Below are 16,832 nucleotides of genomic sequence, written 5' to 3'. Positions count from 1 at the left end.
CTTTTGTGCGTGGGGCCTGGTGCGCTCCCCCCACCCCAACAAGCCCCTGCAAACCGCAGAGTAAACCGGGTCAGTAGTACTGGCACAGGCCTTCGCAACTGGTCGCCGACAGCGCCTGGCGTATCGTCGCCAGCGCCGGCGCCAGGGCGGGATCGAGGTCCTTGTCCGCATCGGCCAGGCTGGTCAGCAGGCGTTCGCGCAAGGGCGGCGCCATCAGATTGGCATTCGCCGTGGCGTGCTGCGCCGCCGCTTCCAGCATGACCTTCTTTTGTGCCACGCTCCAGAACGGCACCTGCACGAACTGCACCACGCTCGTGAAAACAATGGCCGTGTTCTTGCTGAACGCCCGCGCGCGCAGACGCTCTGGCCCGCTCACCGCATCGGCCGGCTGGGCGCTGAATTCCTGCTCCATCAGTCCGATCAAATGGCCATGGCAATGCATGCTGAAAGCAAACAAGCTGCTCATTTCATCGCCGTAATTGGCCAGGTTCCGCGTCACTTGTTCCTTGCGCGCCTGCTGCAATTCGGCGCCGGACAGCGGCAACGGCCGTTCCAGGCCAAACGCATAGTATGTTTTTCCCAGACGCATGGCCTTTTCGCACACGGCCACGCTCTGGTTCACGTCCTGCAGCGCGGCGACGGGAGCCTGGAACAGGCGCGGACCGTCGGCGATCTGCGCAAACAGCTGCGCCACGCCAGGGTCGCCCAGGCGCGGCAAGCCGGCCTGCGGCGTCGCCTTGGCCATCAGCGCTTCCAGCTGGCCGCTGGCTTTCTGGAAATCGCTGTAGCTGTCGGCCCAGGCGGCGGGTGCGGCAAGCAGCGCGCCCAAGAGCAGGCTACGCAGACGGCGGGGGAGAAGCGGAGTGGGCATGACGCTGTCTTTCTATTTCTTCAGTAAGTAATTGGGGCGCAACGCAGGCGCCTCGCCCGTATTCTCGCTGCCACCCTCGACATTGCCGAAATACACGTTCAGATCCTGCTGTGGGCGGAAGTTGCGCAGTTTGACTTGCAAGGTGGTGGGATTGATCTTGCTGAACGTGCCGGGGAAGCACAAGCTGATCAGCTCGTCCGGCTTGCCCTTGACCAGGTTCAAGGTGAAGTCCTCGATGCCATTCTTCCAGGTGTTGCCCGTCTTCAGGATGTACGAGACCCACTTGGCATTGACGAAGCCGCCCTCGCCCTGTTGCGCCGCCAGGCGGTTCCACGTCTTGTAGAAAGCCTTGTCGCCGCAATATTTTTGTTCAAATTCCTTGCCTTCGCCCAAGTAGGAGGCGCCGGGGCCGGCGGCCACAAAGGGGGCATATTGATGGCGCACGCGCACCGTCTTACCTGCAGGGAATGTCTGCCGCCACTGGTAGACCACCGTCACGGACCAGGCCGGCACCCATTCTTCATCTTCGGACAGCTTGGCCAGCAAGCCTTCGGCGATCATGGCTTTTTTCTGCGCGGCGTTCAAGGCCGCCACCTTTTTTTCGAACGGGCTGAACGACGGGAAATAAGCCACTTGCGCATCCGACAGGCCCAGCTGCGCCAGGCGCGCCGTCACGTCACGGCCGTCGAGTTTGGCGACCAGCACAGTCTGGTAATCCTTACGCTTGCCGTCGACCTCGATCGAGAACTGCCGCGGCTGGCCGTAGTACGTGGGCGACTGGTGATAGCCGGCCTGGTAGGCGGGCAGCGGGAAGATGATGGTCTCTTCCACGTCGCTGTGCGATTCGTTGAGAAACTCGTACTCGACCTTGATCAAGTCCGTGCTGACAGTCAGCACTTCCTTTTTCATGGCCACGGCGTCCGTCTTGCCAACGATAATGCCGCCGGCGCTGACGGAACCGATGCCGTCATTGGCCATGGCCGCGCCGGCCATGGCCAATGACAGGGCCGCGGCCATCACGCACTGGCGCACGGCCATCACGCGGCCTTGCCCGGCACGGGTTCGACCCGGCGCTGCAGTACGAAAATCGGTTGCGCCCATTGGGTATCCTTCTTTTTCTTGCTCGTGATCAAAGTGAGTTCCGATGGATCGTAGACATCCGTGTTGTGCGTCAACGGCGTCGTCATCAGGTATTGCGCTTCCGTGTTTTTCAGGAATTCGCCGACCAGTTGAATATTGCGGATATCCAAATGGGCAAACGGTTCGTCGATGAAGACGAAGCCGCCGGAACCGTCTTCCGATTTCAGCAAGCCGATCAGCAGCACCAGCGACTTCATGACCTGCTGGCCGCCCGACGCTTCGCCATCGTTCATGCCGATGACGCCCTTGCCGTCGAACTTGAAGCGCACGTGCAAGCCCGCCTGCGACAGCTGCACGTCGTCGTTTTCCAGGCGCACGGGGTCGGCATGCACTTCGATGCCGGCCAGTTCGCCCAGCTCCTTGATATTCTTGCTGTAGGTCTTGATGGTGTAGCGCAAGCGCTCCATGTAGGCGCCGCGGGCATTGCCCGTCGCTTCGATGGCGCGGTTGTTCTGGTAGCGGCGCTCGTCCGTTTCCGACTGGCGGCCATGCAGCTGGTCCGACAGGCGGTGGTGCTGGTCGATGACGGTGGCGTCGAGTTCCCAGTCGTCGCGCGCCAGGCTGTTTTGCAGGCTGGCCACGCGCAAATCGACCTGGTGCGCATTCTGGTGCTCGGCCACGAGGGCCGCGCGGCGTGCGGGCCTGCGCCAGCTTTTCGGCAAATGGCGCCACGCATGGCGCAAGGCCAGCAAGGCGCGCGCATGCTCGGCGCGCTGTTCAATTTGTTTCTTGTAGCCAAGGCGCGAACCCGCTTCCGCTTCGGACAGGGCCAGGCGCGCGTTTTGCCATACGGTATCGGCACGCGTGCGCGCCACGGTGGCGTTCTTCGTCAGGTTTTGCAGCTCGCCCAGGCGGCCGCCCACTTCCAGGCGCTCTTCCTTCAGCGGCTTCGAATTGCGCAGCGCTTCGGCGAATTCTTCCTGGCGCGCACTGAGTTCCTTGGCCGCGTCGACGCCGGCGATGCGCGCTTTCAGGGCGCCCACTTCGGCCGCCAGTTTCGAGATCGCCAGGGTCAAGGTGTCTTCCTGGCCTTCCAGGCCCGGCAAGGAGCGCAGCAGCGCTTCCAGGCGGCCGCTGCGGCCAGCCTGGCCGAAGCGGTAGCGCGACGCTTCCACGAACAGGGAGCGGCCGCCGCGGCGTTCGCGGTGATACGCCTCGGGCGTGATCCATTCCTCATTGTTGCCCAGCTTGAAGCCCGCTTCGACGGAATCGACGCGTGCAATGCGCGACAGCTGCTCGATCAGCCAGCTGGGCACGGGCGCGGAAAATTTCACCACCGCCAGCAGGCTGTCGTCTTTCGCGACAGGCGCCGTGACCAGGTCGGGCACGATGAAGTGGCGGTAGCGTTCCTTCTCGGCCAGGCGATAGGCAGCGGCCGCATCCTTGGCCTTGTCCAGCAGCACCACCGAGGCGTAACCGCCCAGTACGCCTTCGACGGCGCCCTGCCAGCGGCTGTCCGTCACTTCGACGATGTCCGACAGCATGGCGTGCGAAATCCCCGCGTCGCGCAGCGCGCGGCGCATGCCGCGCACATTGTCCGGCTCCGGCATGGCCGTCTTGCCTTGCAGCGCGGCAATCGTTGCCTGTTCGCCCGCGATGCGCGCCGACAGGGCGTCGCGCTGCTGGCGCTGCTGCAGCAATTGCGCTTCCTTCTGTTCCAGCTGGGCCGCCACCTCGGCGATATCGCTGCCCGAATCGGCCGCCAGCTTGTGCAAACGGTCCTTCTGCTCCAGCAGGCTGTCCAGCGGTTTCAGTTTGGCATTGATCAAGGACAAACGGCTCTGCAAGCCGATCGATTCCTGCTCCAGCAGGGTTTCGTTCATCTGCGCGTCGGACAGGGCCTTGGCCTGCGCGGCCAGCGCATTGCGTTTATCCGTCAGCTGCTGGTCGGCCTGCGCCATCGGTTTACGCGCGTCGCGCAATTGCCGGCTGGCAATGGCGGCCTTTTCGCGCGCTTCGTGGTACTGCAGGCTGGGCAGCACTTCTTCCAGCAGGTTGCGGCGTTCCTTATGTAAACCTTCCCACTGGTGGTAATTGGCCACGCGCAGGCGCAAGCCTTCCAGGTTGGTCTTCGACGCTTCGAGTTCCGTTTCGAAGCGTTTCAGCTCCACTTCCGTATCGCGCTGGTGGCGCTTGGCTTCGTCGTAGGCATCGAGCACTTCCTTGTCGCCGAAGACCTGGAACACCAGGTCGAGCAGCTGGCGCGGCGCGTATTCGCACAGTTTGTCTGTCTCGCCCTGCTCCAGCGCCAGCACTTTCGACATGGCCGGCGACAGGCCCGCATTGGCCAGGCGCTTGCGGTAGTTTTCCACGCCGAGCCAGTCGTTGGCATCCGTGATGTCCTCGATCTGCACATTGCCCGGACGCATCAGATACTGGCGCTTCCAGTCGCCGCCATTCTTCTGGATCTGGCAAAACAGGGTCACTTCATCATCGCTGAAGAAGCCCGAGCTGCGGAACGGGCGGTTCGACAGCTGCTTGCCCACGTTCTTGTTGTCGACCACGGCGCGCAGCCAGGCCGTCTGCTGGCCCGAGTGGCGCGCATAGTGTTTATACGTGCGGCCCATCGAGCAGTCGAGGCCGAACAGGGTGCGCAAGGCGTCGAGCAAGGTGGTCTTGCCCGAGCCGTTCTGCCCCGCGATGGTGATGATCTTCGCGTCGAGCGGAATATTCTTGATGCGCTGCCAGTAATCCCAGTGCACCAGTTCAAGTGATTTGATATGAAACATGGGCGCTTTCAGTGAGGAAGGTCGGACGCGGGCTCGTCGCCCGCGTCTGGCAGGTCGCCGATGTCTGCGGACAGGTCGGCGGACAAGTCAGCGTCCAGGTCGACGGCCACCAGGCGCGCCGGCGCGCGCTTGAACACGTCGGCCAGGGCGCCGTTGATGATGCGTTCCTTGAGCACGTCGGTATCCATCATCAGGTCCAGCAGCGGGCCTTCCAGGATGAAGTCGCCGCGCCGCTCGATGAAGCCCAGCTTGGCCAGGGTGCCCAGGTTCATGTCCATGCGCGTCTTCTTGCCCAGCTTGTCGCCGAAGTCGGACAGCAGCGCCTTGTAGGAAATGCCGATCGACGCGTCTTCCGCGCGCGGCAGGGGCTTTTCCGTGCCAAACATGTCATTTTGATCATCATCGGCGTGCTGGTGCGTTTCCTGGCGTTCACGCTTGGGCAGGATGATCTGCGCCCACAGCACCACAAGCAAGGCCACGCCATCGCGGGCCAGGCCAAAATTGTTGTTTTGCCACACGTCGCGCGCGCCGAAGATCTTCGGCTCGATGGTGCGCGTCAGGGCCAGCGTCACATGATCGGCATACACATTGTCGAGCAGCTTCAAGCCGCAGGCCAGCAGGCGCGCATCGATTTCGGCGCGGAACAGCTCGTCGGACAGCACGCGCTTGACGAGCTTGTCGTCGCGGCGCAGGGTTTGATGCGTGAGCAGGCGCGCAATCAGGATTTGGGAATCGTCATTCATCGGCTGTGCCGCTATCTAAATCAAGTGAAACATTCAGTGAAAGCGAGGCGATCGACATGGCCGCCACGTGGGGGTCGGACAGTTGGACCATCTCGTCGGTCGGTGTAAAGGTGATCGGCAAACGGGCCAGTTCGGCCGTCGAGCCTTGCAAGCTCGCTTCGGACACGTCGCCGAGCAGCGGCAGCATCGAGGCGCGGTACGACGCCACGGCAAAGCTGGCCGGCAGCAGCGAATCCTGCACGGGTACCGATTTCGGCCCTTCTTCGCCGATGCTGGGGAAATTGCCCAGGCTGGCAAAGTTCGACAGGCGTTCGAGCAAGTCGTCGAGTTCAAGCTGCATGGCGGGACCGTCGCTGATGGTGGTGGGCGCGTCCTCTCCGCTGGGCAGGCCCGTGTTGATGACGCCTGCCGCCCGTTCGGACAGCAGTTCCGTTTCCGCCACGTCGATCATCTCGGCCGGCGTGGAGAACAGGGGCACGACGGGCTGGTCTATGGCGCCTTCGGCCAGGCTGGCCAGGTCGTCGTGCAGCAAAAGCCAGCGCTTGATGTCCGTGGTCGACAGGCCTGACTGGCCCAGGTGCACCCGCTGGCGCTCGATCTGGTTCAGGGCGCGCGAAAACATGCCTTGCATGTTGAGCAATTTACTCTGCGCGCGGCCGATCGCCTGCGCCGCCTTGTGCGTGGCGCTGTCCGCGTTTTCATCGGAGGTGATGGCCACGAGGATCTCGGAACCCTTTTCCACCCAGTCGCAAGCCATGTTCCACTTCGCCTGCGCCGTGCGCAGCCGGAATTCGGAACCGGAAGCGATCGCGTCGGAGAACTCTTCCGTCAAGTCGACCAGCCGCCCCAGCAGATGTTGCAGTTGTTCCACCGACACGCCGCCGACGGCTTGCGCGCCCGCCACCTGCGACAGCAGGAAGCCCATTTCCGCCTCGTCTTCCGTCTGGCCCAGGCCCAGCAGGCTGTCGATGGCCGACAGCACATTGCGCGCCATGGGCGTGACGCGGTACACGCCCTGCTGCGCATCCCAGGCCAGCAGCTGGTTCGAGCGCAAGCGCAGCAAGACCGTTTCCAGGCTTTCCGGCAACAGATAAGCCAGTTTCGTGTTGATATCGGCGCGCGTATAGGCGGACGTGGCTGCATCGGACGCCAGCTCGCGCAACACCAGCAGACGCACCAGCACGCCATCGAAACCGCCGTGGAACAGGGCCGTAAACACTTGCAGCAAGGGCTGTGCCCGTTTCAAGTGAAATACTTGCTCGATTTCATCGGCCGAAATATTGGGCTGGAAATGCGCCTGCAAGGAATCGTGATGCTCCTGCTCTGTCTGATTTGCATCCGTAGCCACGGCTGCACTTGCCATTATATCAATCATTCTTTTCCGGATGAGTGTTCAGCGGGCGGCGCAGCGGGCTAACGCAGCGCTGCGGGGCGGGGGCGTCAGTATATCAGTTCTGACATGCAATTTAGCGCGTGGGAGGGGGCGGTGCGGACACGGCGCAACACGACCGGCGCACGGTAGCGGGCCAGGATGATGAAATGGGGGGCCGAACATGGCCTGCCTGGCCCCGGACCATTAGTGAACACTTACTTCTTGACGATCTTCTGCAAGGTTTGCTCGACGTAATCGCCACCGTCCGCATCGGCGAATGTCACCTTGACGGGATACCATTCCAGCGACGGCGCCAGCCACAGGTCCACTTGCTGGCCCTTCTTGTCCGGCGGCGGCGCCTTGACCAGGTGGATGGCGGCGACCTCCCCCATGCCCGTGGCGACCGTCTCTTCCTTGACCACCTTGAAGGTCCACGGCTCGGCATCATGCGCGCCGGCGACAAAAAACGCCCATTCCGAGCCGGGGACGAATTTCTCGGGCGCGGCGCGCGCCACGCTGGCCAGTTGCCAGACGGCGCTGTTGCGGTCCTGTTCGCCGCCTTTCAGCGGATAGGTTTCATCGCCTTCGCCAAAGACGATGGTCTTGCTGTCGCGCTTGAAGGTGGTCGTCACGGCATCCTTGCGGAAGCGCTTTTCCACGAATTGAACGGGCGCCAGGCCGAAATCGTCGACCGTGCCTTCGCTGCGCTGCTCCAGGATCTTGCCGAACAGGGCAGCCTTGGTTTCGGCCAGCAGCGAATACTTGCCGTCGCCCACGCGCCAGTTGCTGACCGATTCGCCGGACAGCCCGATGCCGCGCTGTTTGGCCTTGATCGAATAGACGAGGTCGGCCGATGGCACCAGCTTGTACGGGCGCTTGATGGCCGGATGCTCGAGGGGAGCGTCGGCCATGGCGGGAGTGAAGGTGGCGGCCAGCAGGCCGGCGAGCAAAAGGCGTTTCAACGTGGTCAAAGTAGTCATTTATTTTCCTGTAGCGTCATTGACGCGGATATTGGTCACGGTTTGCGTGGTCAGCGCCCCGTTCGCTTCGGTATTGCGTATTTGTACCGGATACCATTGCATGGACGGCGCCAGCCAGATATCGAGCTGCGACGAATACGTGCCCGGCTTCGGCGGCCGGCGCAAATGCCAGGTCACCAGGCGGCCCATTTTGGTCTCGAGTTCTTCCTCGCCCACCAGCTGGAAGCGGAACACGGTCGCTTCCTTTTCCTCGCCGACGAGGATGTCGATATTGCCGGCCAGCTGGTTGACGTCGGCGCGGCCGATGGCGGCCAGCTGGAACGGCACCGTGGCCTTGTCCTGCGCCCCCTCCTGCCATGGCACCGTCGCCGTCGTGGCCGAAAACGTGATGGCCTTGGCGTCGCGGTTGAAATGCGTGGCCGTTTGCGCGCGGCCCTTGCGTTTCTCCGTGGCCGTGACGGGCACGATGCCGCTGCCGTCGATCAGGCCCTCGCTGGTCAGCACCAGCAGGTTGATGCGCGTGATCAGCATGCTCAAGCCCACTTCCAGCTTCAGCTGATACGTATCGCCCCGGTTGTCCCACGCCATGGCGGCCACGCCCTGCCACTTGGTGCCGTCCGCATCGCGCCGGTCCACGTGCAGGTCGAACTGGGCCGAGGCTGGCGCATTCGTCTTGTAGCGCCGCGCCTGCTCGACGGCCGGTGGCGGCGGCGCGGGAGCCGGCGCGGGAGCTTCCGCCACGGCCGGGGCAGGCGCCGTGATGGCCGGCGCGCTGGCCGCCGGTGCCGCGGGCGTCACCGGGCCTTCCGGCGCGTCGCTGGCGGGCGCCGTCAACTGGGCCGACTCGCTCGACGGCAGCTCCGTCGGCGGCGGTGGCGGCGGCAAGCGGGGCTCGGGCAAGGGCCGCAGCTTGGGCGGCGGCGGCGGCGTCACCGGCACGGGCCTGGGCGGCTCGGCGATCAATGCCATGCTGACCACCTGCGCATGATCCTGCCCCAGCGGCACCATGCTGGCACGCGAGGTGAGCCACTCCAGCGCCACGTAATGCAGTGCGCCGATGACCGCGACAAAAATGACGGTGCGGCGGCGCGGTGGCGAAAAGAAGGAGTCAGGCATCATAGGCCGTAGTGTACCGCTTTCACGCCGCTTCCCGCTTCTTGCCCGTGCTCAACTCCTGCTGTTTTATGTAAGAAAATGTTGGCGGCTTTGCGTCAGTTGCAAGCTGATATCTGCTACGCTAGGCACATCCACCTACCAGGAGATTTCGCATGGCAAACCCGCAAATGCCCCAAATGCCGGGCGCAGCAGTTGTGACCGATACCCTCGACTTCGTCAAGAACCTGTGGGGCAGCATGAGCGTGCCCGGCATGGGCGTACCCGGCATCACGGCGCCCACCATGTCGGTGGAAGAGCTGGACAAGAAAATCAACGACCTGAAAGCCGTCGAAGCCTGGCTGAACCTCAATACCAGCATGCTGCGCGGCAGTATCCAGGCACTGGAAGTGCAGCGCGGCACCATCGCCACCCTGAAATCGATGGGCGCATCCCTGGCGGCGGCCATCACCCAGCCCGGTGCCAGCGAGAAAACCGTGTTTGAATCGGTGCCCTACGCTTCCGCGTTTTTCCAGCAGGCCGCACCTGTACCTGAACCGAAACCGGCTCCCGCGCCGGTGCCCGCGCCGGAACCGGCTGCGGCGGCGCCCGGCGATGCCGGCAGCCACGCGGCAGCCCAGCTGGCCAATCCAAGTGCTTGGTGGAATTTGTTACAAGATCAGTTCAAGCAGGCCGTGTCGGCAGCCATGTCGCCCGACGCCGCCAGCGCGGCAGCGGCCAGTTTTGGCGGTGGCGCGGCTGGAGCGACGGCCAAGCCGGCGGCCGGCAAATCCGCCAAGCCGGCAGAAGCAGGTACGGCAGCCAAGGCCAAGGCCCCGCTGCGCAAGGCGCCGGCAAAGCGCGCGGCACCCAAGTCGAAAGCGCCAGGCAAGGCCTAGCACGTCAAGCTGGCGATATGATCAGGCGATACGATGAATGCGGATCGCCTCGATCTGATTGTCGGCCTGGCGTTTTACGTCACCGATCGTGATCAGGCCTTCGTCGGCCAGCGCCTTGGCGTGCTCGTACGAAGACTGGAATGTTTCCAGCGTGTCTCCCTTGGCGGCGACCGGGCGTACCCAGGCAACGGCGCCAACTTTCATTTTTTTGTATACTTCATTGACCACATCACGCATAGTTTCTTCCTTATTGTTGTAGAGCAACTCAAGCACGGGCGAACCCACGCTGGCCCCTAGTTTATCATCCGGCACGCTCGCGCACGGATTTTCCCCCTTTTTCCGGTACCGGCGGCGTTTTTTCCGCCACCTCGACGGCCGCTTCCGGCCCCGGCGGCGGCGTCAGCTGCACCAGTTGCTCCATCAATTGCGCGAAGCGCTGCTGCCCTGGTGCAATTTTGTCTACATACAACAACACTTCCATGGCTTCGGCCGCCAATTCCGCCTGGTAACCGCGCTGCTCCAGGAAAGACACGATGATTTGCGCGGAATTGAACAGGATGCGCAGGTTGTTCGGCAGCTTTTCGCGCGCCGCGCGCATCCAGGCGACGGCTTCGTTGAGCTTGTCCGTCTTCCACAGCAGCACGCCCTTGTTCATCAAGTCCGACGCTTCCTTGCGCGAGGCGATGATCAGGCTGGTGCCTTCGTCGCCCATCTTCGCCTTGTCGAAGATTTTCTGTACTTCGTCCTGTACCACCTGGTTGTCGTGGTTGTTCTTCACTACATAGCACAGCAGGCCGGCCGGCGCATCCTTGACGCCGACGGCGAACAGCAGGGTCGCCAGCTCCATGCAGATATTTTTCTCGGGCCGCGCCGGGTCCTCGGCCAGCATGGCTTCGAGCTCGTCGCCGCACTTGCGCGCGCGCCGGTAATCGCCCGTTTCGTGGTGCACCATGCCTTCCGTGATCTTCGCGCGCAAGCCGATCTGCTCGGGCGAGAATTCGCGCTGCGCCAGCAGCAGCCACTGCAGCGCCTCCTTGGCATCCTTCTTCAATCCGCACACGCGCGCCAGGCCCAGGTAGGCGTCCGGCGTCTTCATGACGGAAAATTCCCCAATGGAAATACATTTGCGAAAAGCCTTTTCCGCCATGCTGACATTGCCGATCTTTAACGCCGCGAGCCCCAGGTTGCGCTGGCGCGGCACGGAATTGGGCGACAGGCGCGCCGCCTTTTCCAGCACGCCGCACGCTTCCTCGTGCTGGCCCATCAGCTGGTAGGCGACGGCCATCTGGTCGTAGGCATCGATGTAGTACTTGTTTTCGACGATGACGCCCTGGAAGATCTGCCGCGCCGCCTCGTGTTCGCCGTTATTCATGCGGATCTTGCCCAGCCCCGCCCTGGCCCAGCTGTAGTCGCGCTCGGCCAGCACTTTTTCGTACACGGCGCGGGCTTTTTCCGGCTCGCCGCTTTTCAGCAGCAACGACGCCTTCATGCGCAGCAATTCCAGCTCGTGCAGCTTGTTGACTTCGATCTGCGCATCGCACAATTTGGCGGCGCGCAGATAATCCTTTTCCATGCAGGCCTGGTCGATTTCACGGAACACCTGCTTCTTGTGCCACACGCGGTTCAGCCGCGTCAGCAGCACGCCTTCCGTGATCGGCTTGATCAGGTAAGCGTCGGGCTGGTGCTCGGCCGCGCCCATCACCGATTCCACGCTTTTTTCGGCCGACACCATCAGCCACACGCTCGATGGCGCCGTCAGGTTGCGCACGCGCGTCTCTTCCAGCACTTGCTGGCCGTTCTTGCCTTCACCCAGGTTGTAATCGCACAGCACCACGTCGTAGCGCGTCTTGGCCAGCAGCTTCATGGCTTCGCCGCCGCTGGCCGCCTGGTCGATATGGCGCGCGCCCAGGTTGCGCAGCGATTCGCGCAGCAGGATGCGGATGCCGATGAAGTCGTCGACCAGCAGATAATGCTTGTCGGCCCAGTCGGTGCTGCCCGCTTCGGCGGCGGTGGCGTGGCTGTCTGTCGTCATGGCGTCCTCGCTCAGGGCAGGCGCAGGATGAAACAGCCGCCGCCCAGGGCGCCGCCATTTTCCAGGGCGATGCTGCCGCCCTGCCCCCGGTGCTTGTGCATCTTCGCCACTTCGCTGGAAAAATACAGGCCCAGGCCCGTGCTGTTGGTGGAAAAGTTCACGCCGGCGGCCATGCCATCCATGGCCGCGCTGCCCGCGTCGAGCAAGGCTTGCGAATAGCCGTCGCCATTGTCTTCCACGCGCAGCTCCAGCAAGCCATCGACCTCGCGCACCGACAGGCGGATGGTGTCCTGCGTATAGCGGATGGCGTTGTTGATGGCATGCGCCAGCACGCCGATGACCAGGTCTTCATCGAGGGTCCAGATCAGCTCCGGCGGGCAAACCGTCTCCAGGCCGATGCCTTTCGACGTCAGCAGGATCTTTTCCTGGTCCACCACCTGGTCGATGACCTGGCCCACCAGTTGCGGCTGCACGTCGAAGGGGTAGCCGGGCTTGCCCACTTCCTTGTACAGGGCCAGCAGCTGGATCAGGTTATCGTTGAGGCGCTTGGTCTGGTACAGCATCTGCGCCATCTGCAGGTAGGCCGGGTCGGCCTGGGGCGCGTCTTTCGCCTGCTCGGCAGCCAGCAGGGATTCCAGCGTGCCGCTGACGACGCTGATCGAGTTTTTCATGTCGTGCACGGTCGACGCCAGGAACAGGAAAAGCTCGGGCGAGCTGTGTTGATCTTCCACCGGATATCTCCTTGGGCGCCGGCGGCACGGCGCCGCGGCTTGAATATTGCCAAGGATAAATTATACCGCCAGCCTGCGGACGCCAGCCAGCCGCGCGCAAAGTCCGTGATCTGACGCAACAATGCCGCCCCCGCTGGCGCCGGGGCGGCATCATATTGACAAGCTGGCAATATCAGCGGCGCGCGCCCGCCAGGCGTTGCACCACGACGATCATGCGGTCGATTTCCTCATACGTATTGTAGAAGGCGAACGATGGCCGCACGGTCGCTTCCACGCCGAAGCGGCGCAGGATCGGCTGGGCGCAATGGTGGCCCGAGCGCACGGCGATGCCCTCGTCGTTCAGGGCGCGCCCCACTTCCGCCGGCTCGTAGCCGGCCAGCACGAACGACGCCACGCTGGCCTTCTCGAACGCCGTGCCGATCAGGCGCACGCCGGGAATCGCTTGCAACTGGTGCGTGGCGTATTCCAGCAGCGCGTGCTCGTAGGCGGCGATGTTCTCCAGGCCGATGCGCTGCACGTAATCGAGGGCCGCGCCCAGTCCCACGGCATCGGCGATATTGCCCGTGCCCGCCTCGAAACGGTTCGGCACGCCCTGGTAGACGGTGCGCTCGAACGTCACGTCGGCGATCATGTTGCCGCCGCCCTGCCACGGCGGCAATTGCTCGAGCAAGTCCGCCTTGCCATACACGGCGCCGATGCCCGTCGGGCCGAACACCTTATGCCCCGAGAACACATAGAAATCGGCGCCGAGCGCCTGCACGTCCACGCGCAAATGCGACACGGCTTGCGCCCCGTCGACCAGCACGCGCACGCCGGCCGCATGCGCCAGCGCGATAATCTGCGCCACGGGCGTGACGGTGCCCAGCGCATTCGACACCTGCGTCACCGATACCAGTTTCGTGCGCCCGTTGAGCAGCTTGCGGAACTCGTCGACGATGATCTGGCCGCTGTCATCGACGGGAATCACGCGCAGTGTGGCGCCCTTTTCCGCCGCCAGCTGCTGCCACGGCACGATATTGGCATGGTGTTCGAGCTGCGAGACGATGATCTCGTCGCCGCTGCCGATGTACTTGCGGCCGAACGTGTTGGCGATCAAATTGATGCCTTCCGTGGCGCCGCGCACGAAGATGATTTCATTGGCCGAGGCGGCGCCCAGAAAGTTCGCCACCTTGGCCCTTGCCGCCTCGTACGCATCGCTGGCGCGCGCCGCCAGCGCGTGGGCGGCGCGGTGGATGTTCGAATTCTCGTGCGCATAGAAATACGACACGCGGTCGATCACCGACTGCGGCTTGTGCGTGGTGGCCGCATTGTCGAACCAGGCCAGCGGCTTGCCGTTGACCCGTTCGGCCAGCACGGGAAAGTCGCGCCGCACGGCATGCACGTCGAACGGCGCGGGCGTTTGCCCGTGGCCCGGCTTGGTCCCCGCTGACTGCGCAGGCAGCTCGGTCTGGAAATAGAACGCGGGCTGGCTGGTTGACGGCGTCACGGACAGCTGGCGCGCGGGTGCCTGCTGTGGCGTGGCAAACAGCCCTCTTAAGTCATCGGGGACCGATTGTCCCAGCCCCTGCTGCGCCAGGCCATCGAGCTTGCCATGCGACGCCGGATAACCATGTGCGCCACCGATAAAATAATACGGCGATGGCGCACCGGGCGCATTGATCGCCGACAAGCGCGGCGTCGGCACGGAGGCGGGCGCCGGCGCAATCGGTGCTTCCAGTGGCGCCGTCACGGGCGGCACTTGCGCCGTCGCCACGCCGGGGGCGATGGCGGCAAACGACGGGCCGGGCTGCGGCGGCGGACGGTTCACATAGCGGGGCGCCGCATCGAGCACGCTGCCGGAACCACCGAGGCTGGGCGACTTGTCCAACGCGGGGGCCAACCCGGGCAAACGGGCAAAGAATTCCCCGGCCAGGCGGTTCAGGGTCGCTTCGTCAGGTAAGAATGGGACGGCAGGCAAGCCCGCCGCGCCATCACTTGTAGGTGTCTGGGTAGTCATGGTATTTACCGATCTCCACGTCTTCCAGTACGGCCAGCGCATCGTCGGTCAGCACGGCCAGCGAGCAATACAGCGAAATCAGGTAGGACGAAATCGCGTGGCGGTTGATGCCCATGAACCGCACGGACAGGCCCGGGCTTTGCTCACCCGCCAGGCCAGGCTGGAACAGGCCGATCACGCCTTGCCGCTGTTCGCCCGCGCGCAGCAGGATGATCTTCGTCTTGCCGTCTTCGATCGGCAGTTTGTCGGACGGCACCAGCGGCACGCCGCGCCACGTCAAGAACTGGGAGCCGAACAGGCTGACGGTGGGCGGCGGCACGCCGCGGCGCGTGCATTCGCGGCCAAAGGCGGCAATCGCCAGCGGATGGGCGAGGAAGAAGCCCGGCTCCTTCCACACTTTCGTCAGCAGTTCGTCGAGATCGTCCGGCGTGGGCGCGCCCGTCAGGGTAAAGATGCGCTGGTCGTCGTGCACGCTGGCCAGCAGGCCGTAGTCGGGATTGTTGATCAATTCGCTTTCCTGGCGCTCCTTGATCGTCTCGATGGTCAGGCGCAGCTGCTCCTTGATCTGGTCGTGCGGGCTGCTGTACAGGTCCGACACGCGCGTGTGCACGTCGAGCACCGTGCTGACGGCATTGAGAAAATACTCGCGCGGCTGGTCGTCGTAGTCGACGAAGGTTTGCGGCAGTTCCGACTCGTCGCGCTGCGAGCAGGCCACGCGCACGTCCTTCGGATTTTTCACGCGGTTCAGGCGGTAGATACCCGCTTCCACGGGCAGCCATTGCAGCAGGTGCACCAGCCAGCGCGGCGTGATCGTGGATAACTGGGGGACGCTCTTGCTTGCATTGGCCAGCTGGCGCGCGGCGTTGTCGCCCAGCGCAAACTGGCTCTCTGTTGCTACTGTCATGACTACTCCTGATGAGAAAAGTGAATATGCTTATCTGAAAAACAAATAAAGTATCGGACGTCTCCCCTCTTCTCTCAACATGCTATCGCCATCATCGTGACGCTTGATCCACCCGCTTTAATCGACCAGTTCCGGTTCGCAGCGCGCCATCAGTCCCGCCAGGCCGACGCCCAGCGCGATGGCCAGCTTTTCCACCGTCAGCAGCGATGGCGTGGCGGCGCCCCGTTCGATTTCGCCGATGAACGAGCGGTTCAAGTCGGCCGCTTCGGCCAGCCGTTCCTGCGACCAGCCATGCCCTTCTCGCAACTGGCGCACGGCCAGTCCAAACTGTTTGATCAACATGCTGTCCTCATGGATGGTGGGCAAAGGCGGGGTGGGATGGGGCCGGCAACTCCGGCGCTTCCTGCTGGTTATGCGCTTGCGTGACATGGCTGCCGGGCGCCACGCTGCGGGTCAGCCAGACGTTGCCGCCGATGACGGAACCCTGGCCGATGGTCACCCGTCCCAGGATCGTCGCACCCGCATAGATGACCACGTCGTCCTGCACGATGGGGTGGCGCGCCAGTCCCTTTTTCAGCGCGCCGTCGGCGCCGGCGGGAAAGCGCTTGGCGCCCAGGGTGACGGCCTGGTAGATGCGTACCCGCTCGCCGAGGATGGCCGTCTCGCCGATCACCACGCCCGTGCCATGGTCGATGAAAAAGCTGCTGCCGATGATGGCGCCCGGGTGGATGTCGATACCCGTCTGCGAATGGGCCACTTCGGCGATGATGCGCGCCACCAGCGGCGCACCGAGCGCGTACAAGGTATGCGCCAGGCGGTAATGGATGATGGCCAGGATGCCCGGATAGCACAGCAGCACTTCGTCGACGCTGTGCGCGGCCGGGTCGCCCTGGAAGGCGGCCGCCACGTCCGTGTCGAGCTGGGCGCGGATGCGCGGCAGCGCGCGGGCGAAGCGCTGCACGATGGCCAGCGCCTGCTGTTCGATGGAGACCGTCTGCTGCAAGCCGTGCTGGCGCGCGTGATAACTGAGTTCGCGCCGCACCTGTTCGTGCAGGCCTGTCAAGGTCGTGTCGAGCGTGTGGCCGACAAAGAAATCCTCGCTCTCCTGCTGCAGGTCGAGGGGGCCCAGGCGCATCGGGAACAAGGCCGCGCACAGGGCTTTGATGATATCGTGCAGATGCTGGCGCGACGGGAATTCGCGCGCGCCGCACTCCTGGCTGCTGGCCAGCCCCTCGCGCCACTGCGCGCGCACGGCGCGCAATTCATCGACGATCTGGTGCAGTTCCCATTGCGGCTGCGCGGCAAGGGAGGCCGGGGGAATGGCTCGCTGGTTCATGGTGGTC

At 63.9% G+C, this 16,832-nt stretch carries 15 protein-coding genes; 1 reads left to right on the top strand and 14 read right to left on the bottom strand.

Features of this window, described 5'->3' with window-relative positions:
• Positions 1 to 70 precede the first annotated feature (70 nt).
• The 7 genes from AC1RJW_RS09085 to AC1RJW_RS09055 form a co-directional block, all read right to left on the bottom strand.
• The gene (locus AC1RJW_RS09085) at positions 71 to 871 is read right to left on the bottom strand and encodes a hypothetical protein (RefSeq protein ID WP_493044630.1); all 801 of its coding nucleotides are present in this window, start codon (positions 869 to 871) and stop codon (positions 71 to 73) included.
• A 12-nt stretch (positions 872 to 883) separates the two neighbouring features.
• The gene (locus tag AC1RJW_RS09080; protein ID WP_493044628.1) at positions 884 to 1,972 is read right to left on the bottom strand and encodes a DUF4424 family protein; all 1,089 of its coding nucleotides are present in this window, start codon (positions 1,970 to 1,972) and stop codon (positions 884 to 886) included.
• On the bottom strand, positions 1,909 to 4,740 hold the full coding sequence (locus AC1RJW_RS09075) for an ATP-binding protein (RefSeq protein WP_493044627.1): 2,832 nt from the start codon (positions 4,738 to 4,740) through the stop codon (positions 1,909 to 1,911). The genes AC1RJW_RS09080 and AC1RJW_RS09075 overlap by 64 nt, the downstream gene beginning before the upstream one ends.
• Positions 4,741 to 4,748: 8 nt before the next feature.
• Positions 4,749 to 5,483, bottom strand: a complete 735-nt coding sequence (locus AC1RJW_RS09070; protein ID WP_034753458.1) for a hypothetical protein — start codon at positions 5,481 to 5,483, stop codon at positions 4,749 to 4,751.
• The gene (locus AC1RJW_RS09065) at positions 5,476 to 6,846 is read right to left on the bottom strand and encodes a hypothetical protein (protein ID WP_139143209.1); all 1,371 of its coding nucleotides are present in this window, start codon (positions 6,844 to 6,846) and stop codon (positions 5,476 to 5,478) included. The genes AC1RJW_RS09070 and AC1RJW_RS09065 overlap by 8 nt, the downstream gene beginning before the upstream one ends.
• A 224-nt stretch (positions 6,847 to 7,070) precedes the next feature.
• Positions 7,071 to 7,835, bottom strand: coding sequence for a DUF3108 domain-containing protein (locus AC1RJW_RS09060; protein ID WP_493044626.1), 765 nt, complete (start codon positions 7,833 to 7,835; stop codon positions 7,071 to 7,073).
• The gene (locus AC1RJW_RS09055) at positions 7,836 to 8,954 is read right to left on the bottom strand and encodes a DUF3108 domain-containing protein (protein ID WP_493044625.1); all 1,119 of its coding nucleotides are present in this window, start codon (positions 8,952 to 8,954) and stop codon (positions 7,836 to 7,838) included.
• A 149-nt stretch (positions 8,955 to 9,103) separates the two neighbouring features.
• On the opposite strand from AC1RJW_RS09055, the gene AC1RJW_RS09050 reads away from it, so the two are divergent.
• Positions 9,104 to 9,826, top strand: coding sequence for a PhaM family polyhydroxyalkanoate granule multifunctional regulatory protein (locus tag AC1RJW_RS09050; protein WP_493044624.1), 723 nt, complete (start codon positions 9,104 to 9,106; stop codon positions 9,824 to 9,826).
• A 21-nt stretch (positions 9,827 to 9,847) separates the two neighbouring features.
• On the opposite strand, the gene AC1RJW_RS09045 is transcribed toward AC1RJW_RS09050, so the two are convergent.
• From AC1RJW_RS09045 to epsC, 7 genes are all read right to left on the bottom strand, one after another.
• On the bottom strand, positions 9,848 to 10,099 hold the full coding sequence (locus AC1RJW_RS09045) for a hypothetical protein (RefSeq protein WP_475417169.1): 252 nt from the start codon (positions 10,097 to 10,099) through the stop codon (positions 9,848 to 9,850).
• A 28-nt stretch (positions 10,100 to 10,127) separates the two neighbouring features.
• Positions 10,128 to 11,858: a response regulator gene (locus AC1RJW_RS09040; RefSeq protein ID WP_493044623.1), complete on the bottom strand. Its 1,731-nt coding sequence runs from the start codon at positions 11,856 to 11,858 to the stop codon at positions 10,128 to 10,130.
• A gap of 11 nt (positions 11,859 to 11,869) precedes the next feature.
• The gene (locus AC1RJW_RS09035; RefSeq protein ID WP_493044621.1) at positions 11,870 to 12,589 is read right to left on the bottom strand and encodes a sensor histidine kinase; all 720 of its coding nucleotides are present in this window, start codon (positions 12,587 to 12,589) and stop codon (positions 11,870 to 11,872) included.
• Positions 12,590 to 12,761: 172 nt separating this feature from the next.
• Complete coding sequence (locus AC1RJW_RS09030) at positions 12,762 to 14,585, bottom strand: family 2A encapsulin nanocompartment cargo protein cysteine desulfurase (RefSeq protein WP_493044620.1); 1,824 nt, start codon at positions 14,583 to 14,585, stop codon at positions 12,762 to 12,764.
• A complete protein-coding gene (locus tag AC1RJW_RS09025) occupies positions 14,560 to 15,489 on the bottom strand; it encodes a family 2A encapsulin nanocompartment shell protein (RefSeq protein WP_070221598.1) in 930 nt (309 codons plus the stop codon). Before AC1RJW_RS09025 ends, AC1RJW_RS09030 begins: the two co-directional genes overlap by 26 nt.
• 117 nt (positions 15,490 to 15,606) lie before the next feature.
• A complete protein-coding gene (locus tag AC1RJW_RS09020; protein ID WP_086147172.1) occupies positions 15,607 to 15,831 on the bottom strand; it encodes a helix-turn-helix domain-containing protein in 225 nt (74 codons plus the stop codon).
• Between the two features lie 7 nt (positions 15,832 to 15,838).
• Positions 15,839 to 16,825, bottom strand: coding sequence for a serine O-acetyltransferase EpsC (gene epsC / locus AC1RJW_RS09015; protein ID WP_493044619.1), 987 nt, complete (start codon positions 16,823 to 16,825; stop codon positions 15,839 to 15,841).
• Positions 16,826 to 16,832: the final 7 nt, after the last annotated feature.

This window comes from Janthinobacterium sp. GW822-FHT07A03, assembly GCF_058798815.1.
The sequence above is the reverse complement of the archived record's forward strand: the minus strand, read 5'-3'. Positions and strand labels throughout refer to the sequence as shown.

Coding starts and splice junctions, on each gene's coding strand:
- AC1RJW_RS09025 (WP_070221598.1), bottom strand. CDS start 15,489: ATGACAGTAGCAACAGAGAGCCAGTTTGCGCTGGGCGACAACGCCGCG.
- AC1RJW_RS09085 (WP_493044630.1), bottom strand. CDS start 871: ATGCCCACTCCGCTTCTCCCCCGCCGTCTGCGTAGCCTGCTCTTGGGC.
- AC1RJW_RS09080 (WP_493044628.1), bottom strand. CDS start 1,972: ATGGGCGCAACCGATTTTCGTACTGCAGCGCCGGGTCGAACCCGTGCC.
- AC1RJW_RS09040 (WP_493044623.1), bottom strand. CDS start 11,858: ATGACGACAGACAGCCACGCCACCGCCGCCGAAGCGGGCAGCACCGAC.
- AC1RJW_RS09030 (WP_493044620.1), bottom strand. CDS start 14,585: ATGACTACCCAGACACCTACAAGTGATGGCGCGGCGGGCTTGCCTGCC.
- AC1RJW_RS09060 (WP_493044626.1), bottom strand. CDS start 7,835: ATGACTACTTTGACCACGTTGAAACGCCTTTTGCTCGCCGGCCTGCTG.
- AC1RJW_RS09075 (WP_493044627.1), bottom strand. CDS start 4,740: ATGTTTCATATCAAATCACTTGAACTGGTGCACTGGGATTACTGGCAG.
- epsC (WP_493044619.1), bottom strand. CDS start 16,825: ATGAACCAGCGAGCCATTCCCCCGGCCTCCCTTGCCGCGCAGCCGCAA.
- AC1RJW_RS09070 (WP_034753458.1), bottom strand. CDS start 5,483: ATGAATGACGATTCCCAAATCCTGATTGCGCGCCTGCTCACGCATCAA.
- AC1RJW_RS09055 (WP_493044625.1), bottom strand. CDS start 8,954: ATGATGCCTGACTCCTTCTTTTCGCCACCGCGCCGCCGCACCGTCATT.
- AC1RJW_RS09065 (WP_139143209.1), bottom strand. CDS start 6,846: ATGGCAAGTGCAGCCGTGGCTACGGATGCAAATCAGACAGAGCAGGAG.
- AC1RJW_RS09050 (WP_493044624.1), top strand. CDS start 9,104: ATGGCAAACCCGCAAATGCCCCAAATGCCGGGCGCAGCAGTTGTGACC.
- AC1RJW_RS09020 (WP_086147172.1), bottom strand. CDS start 15,831: ATGTTGATCAAACAGTTTGGACTGGCCGTGCGCCAGTTGCGAGAAGGG.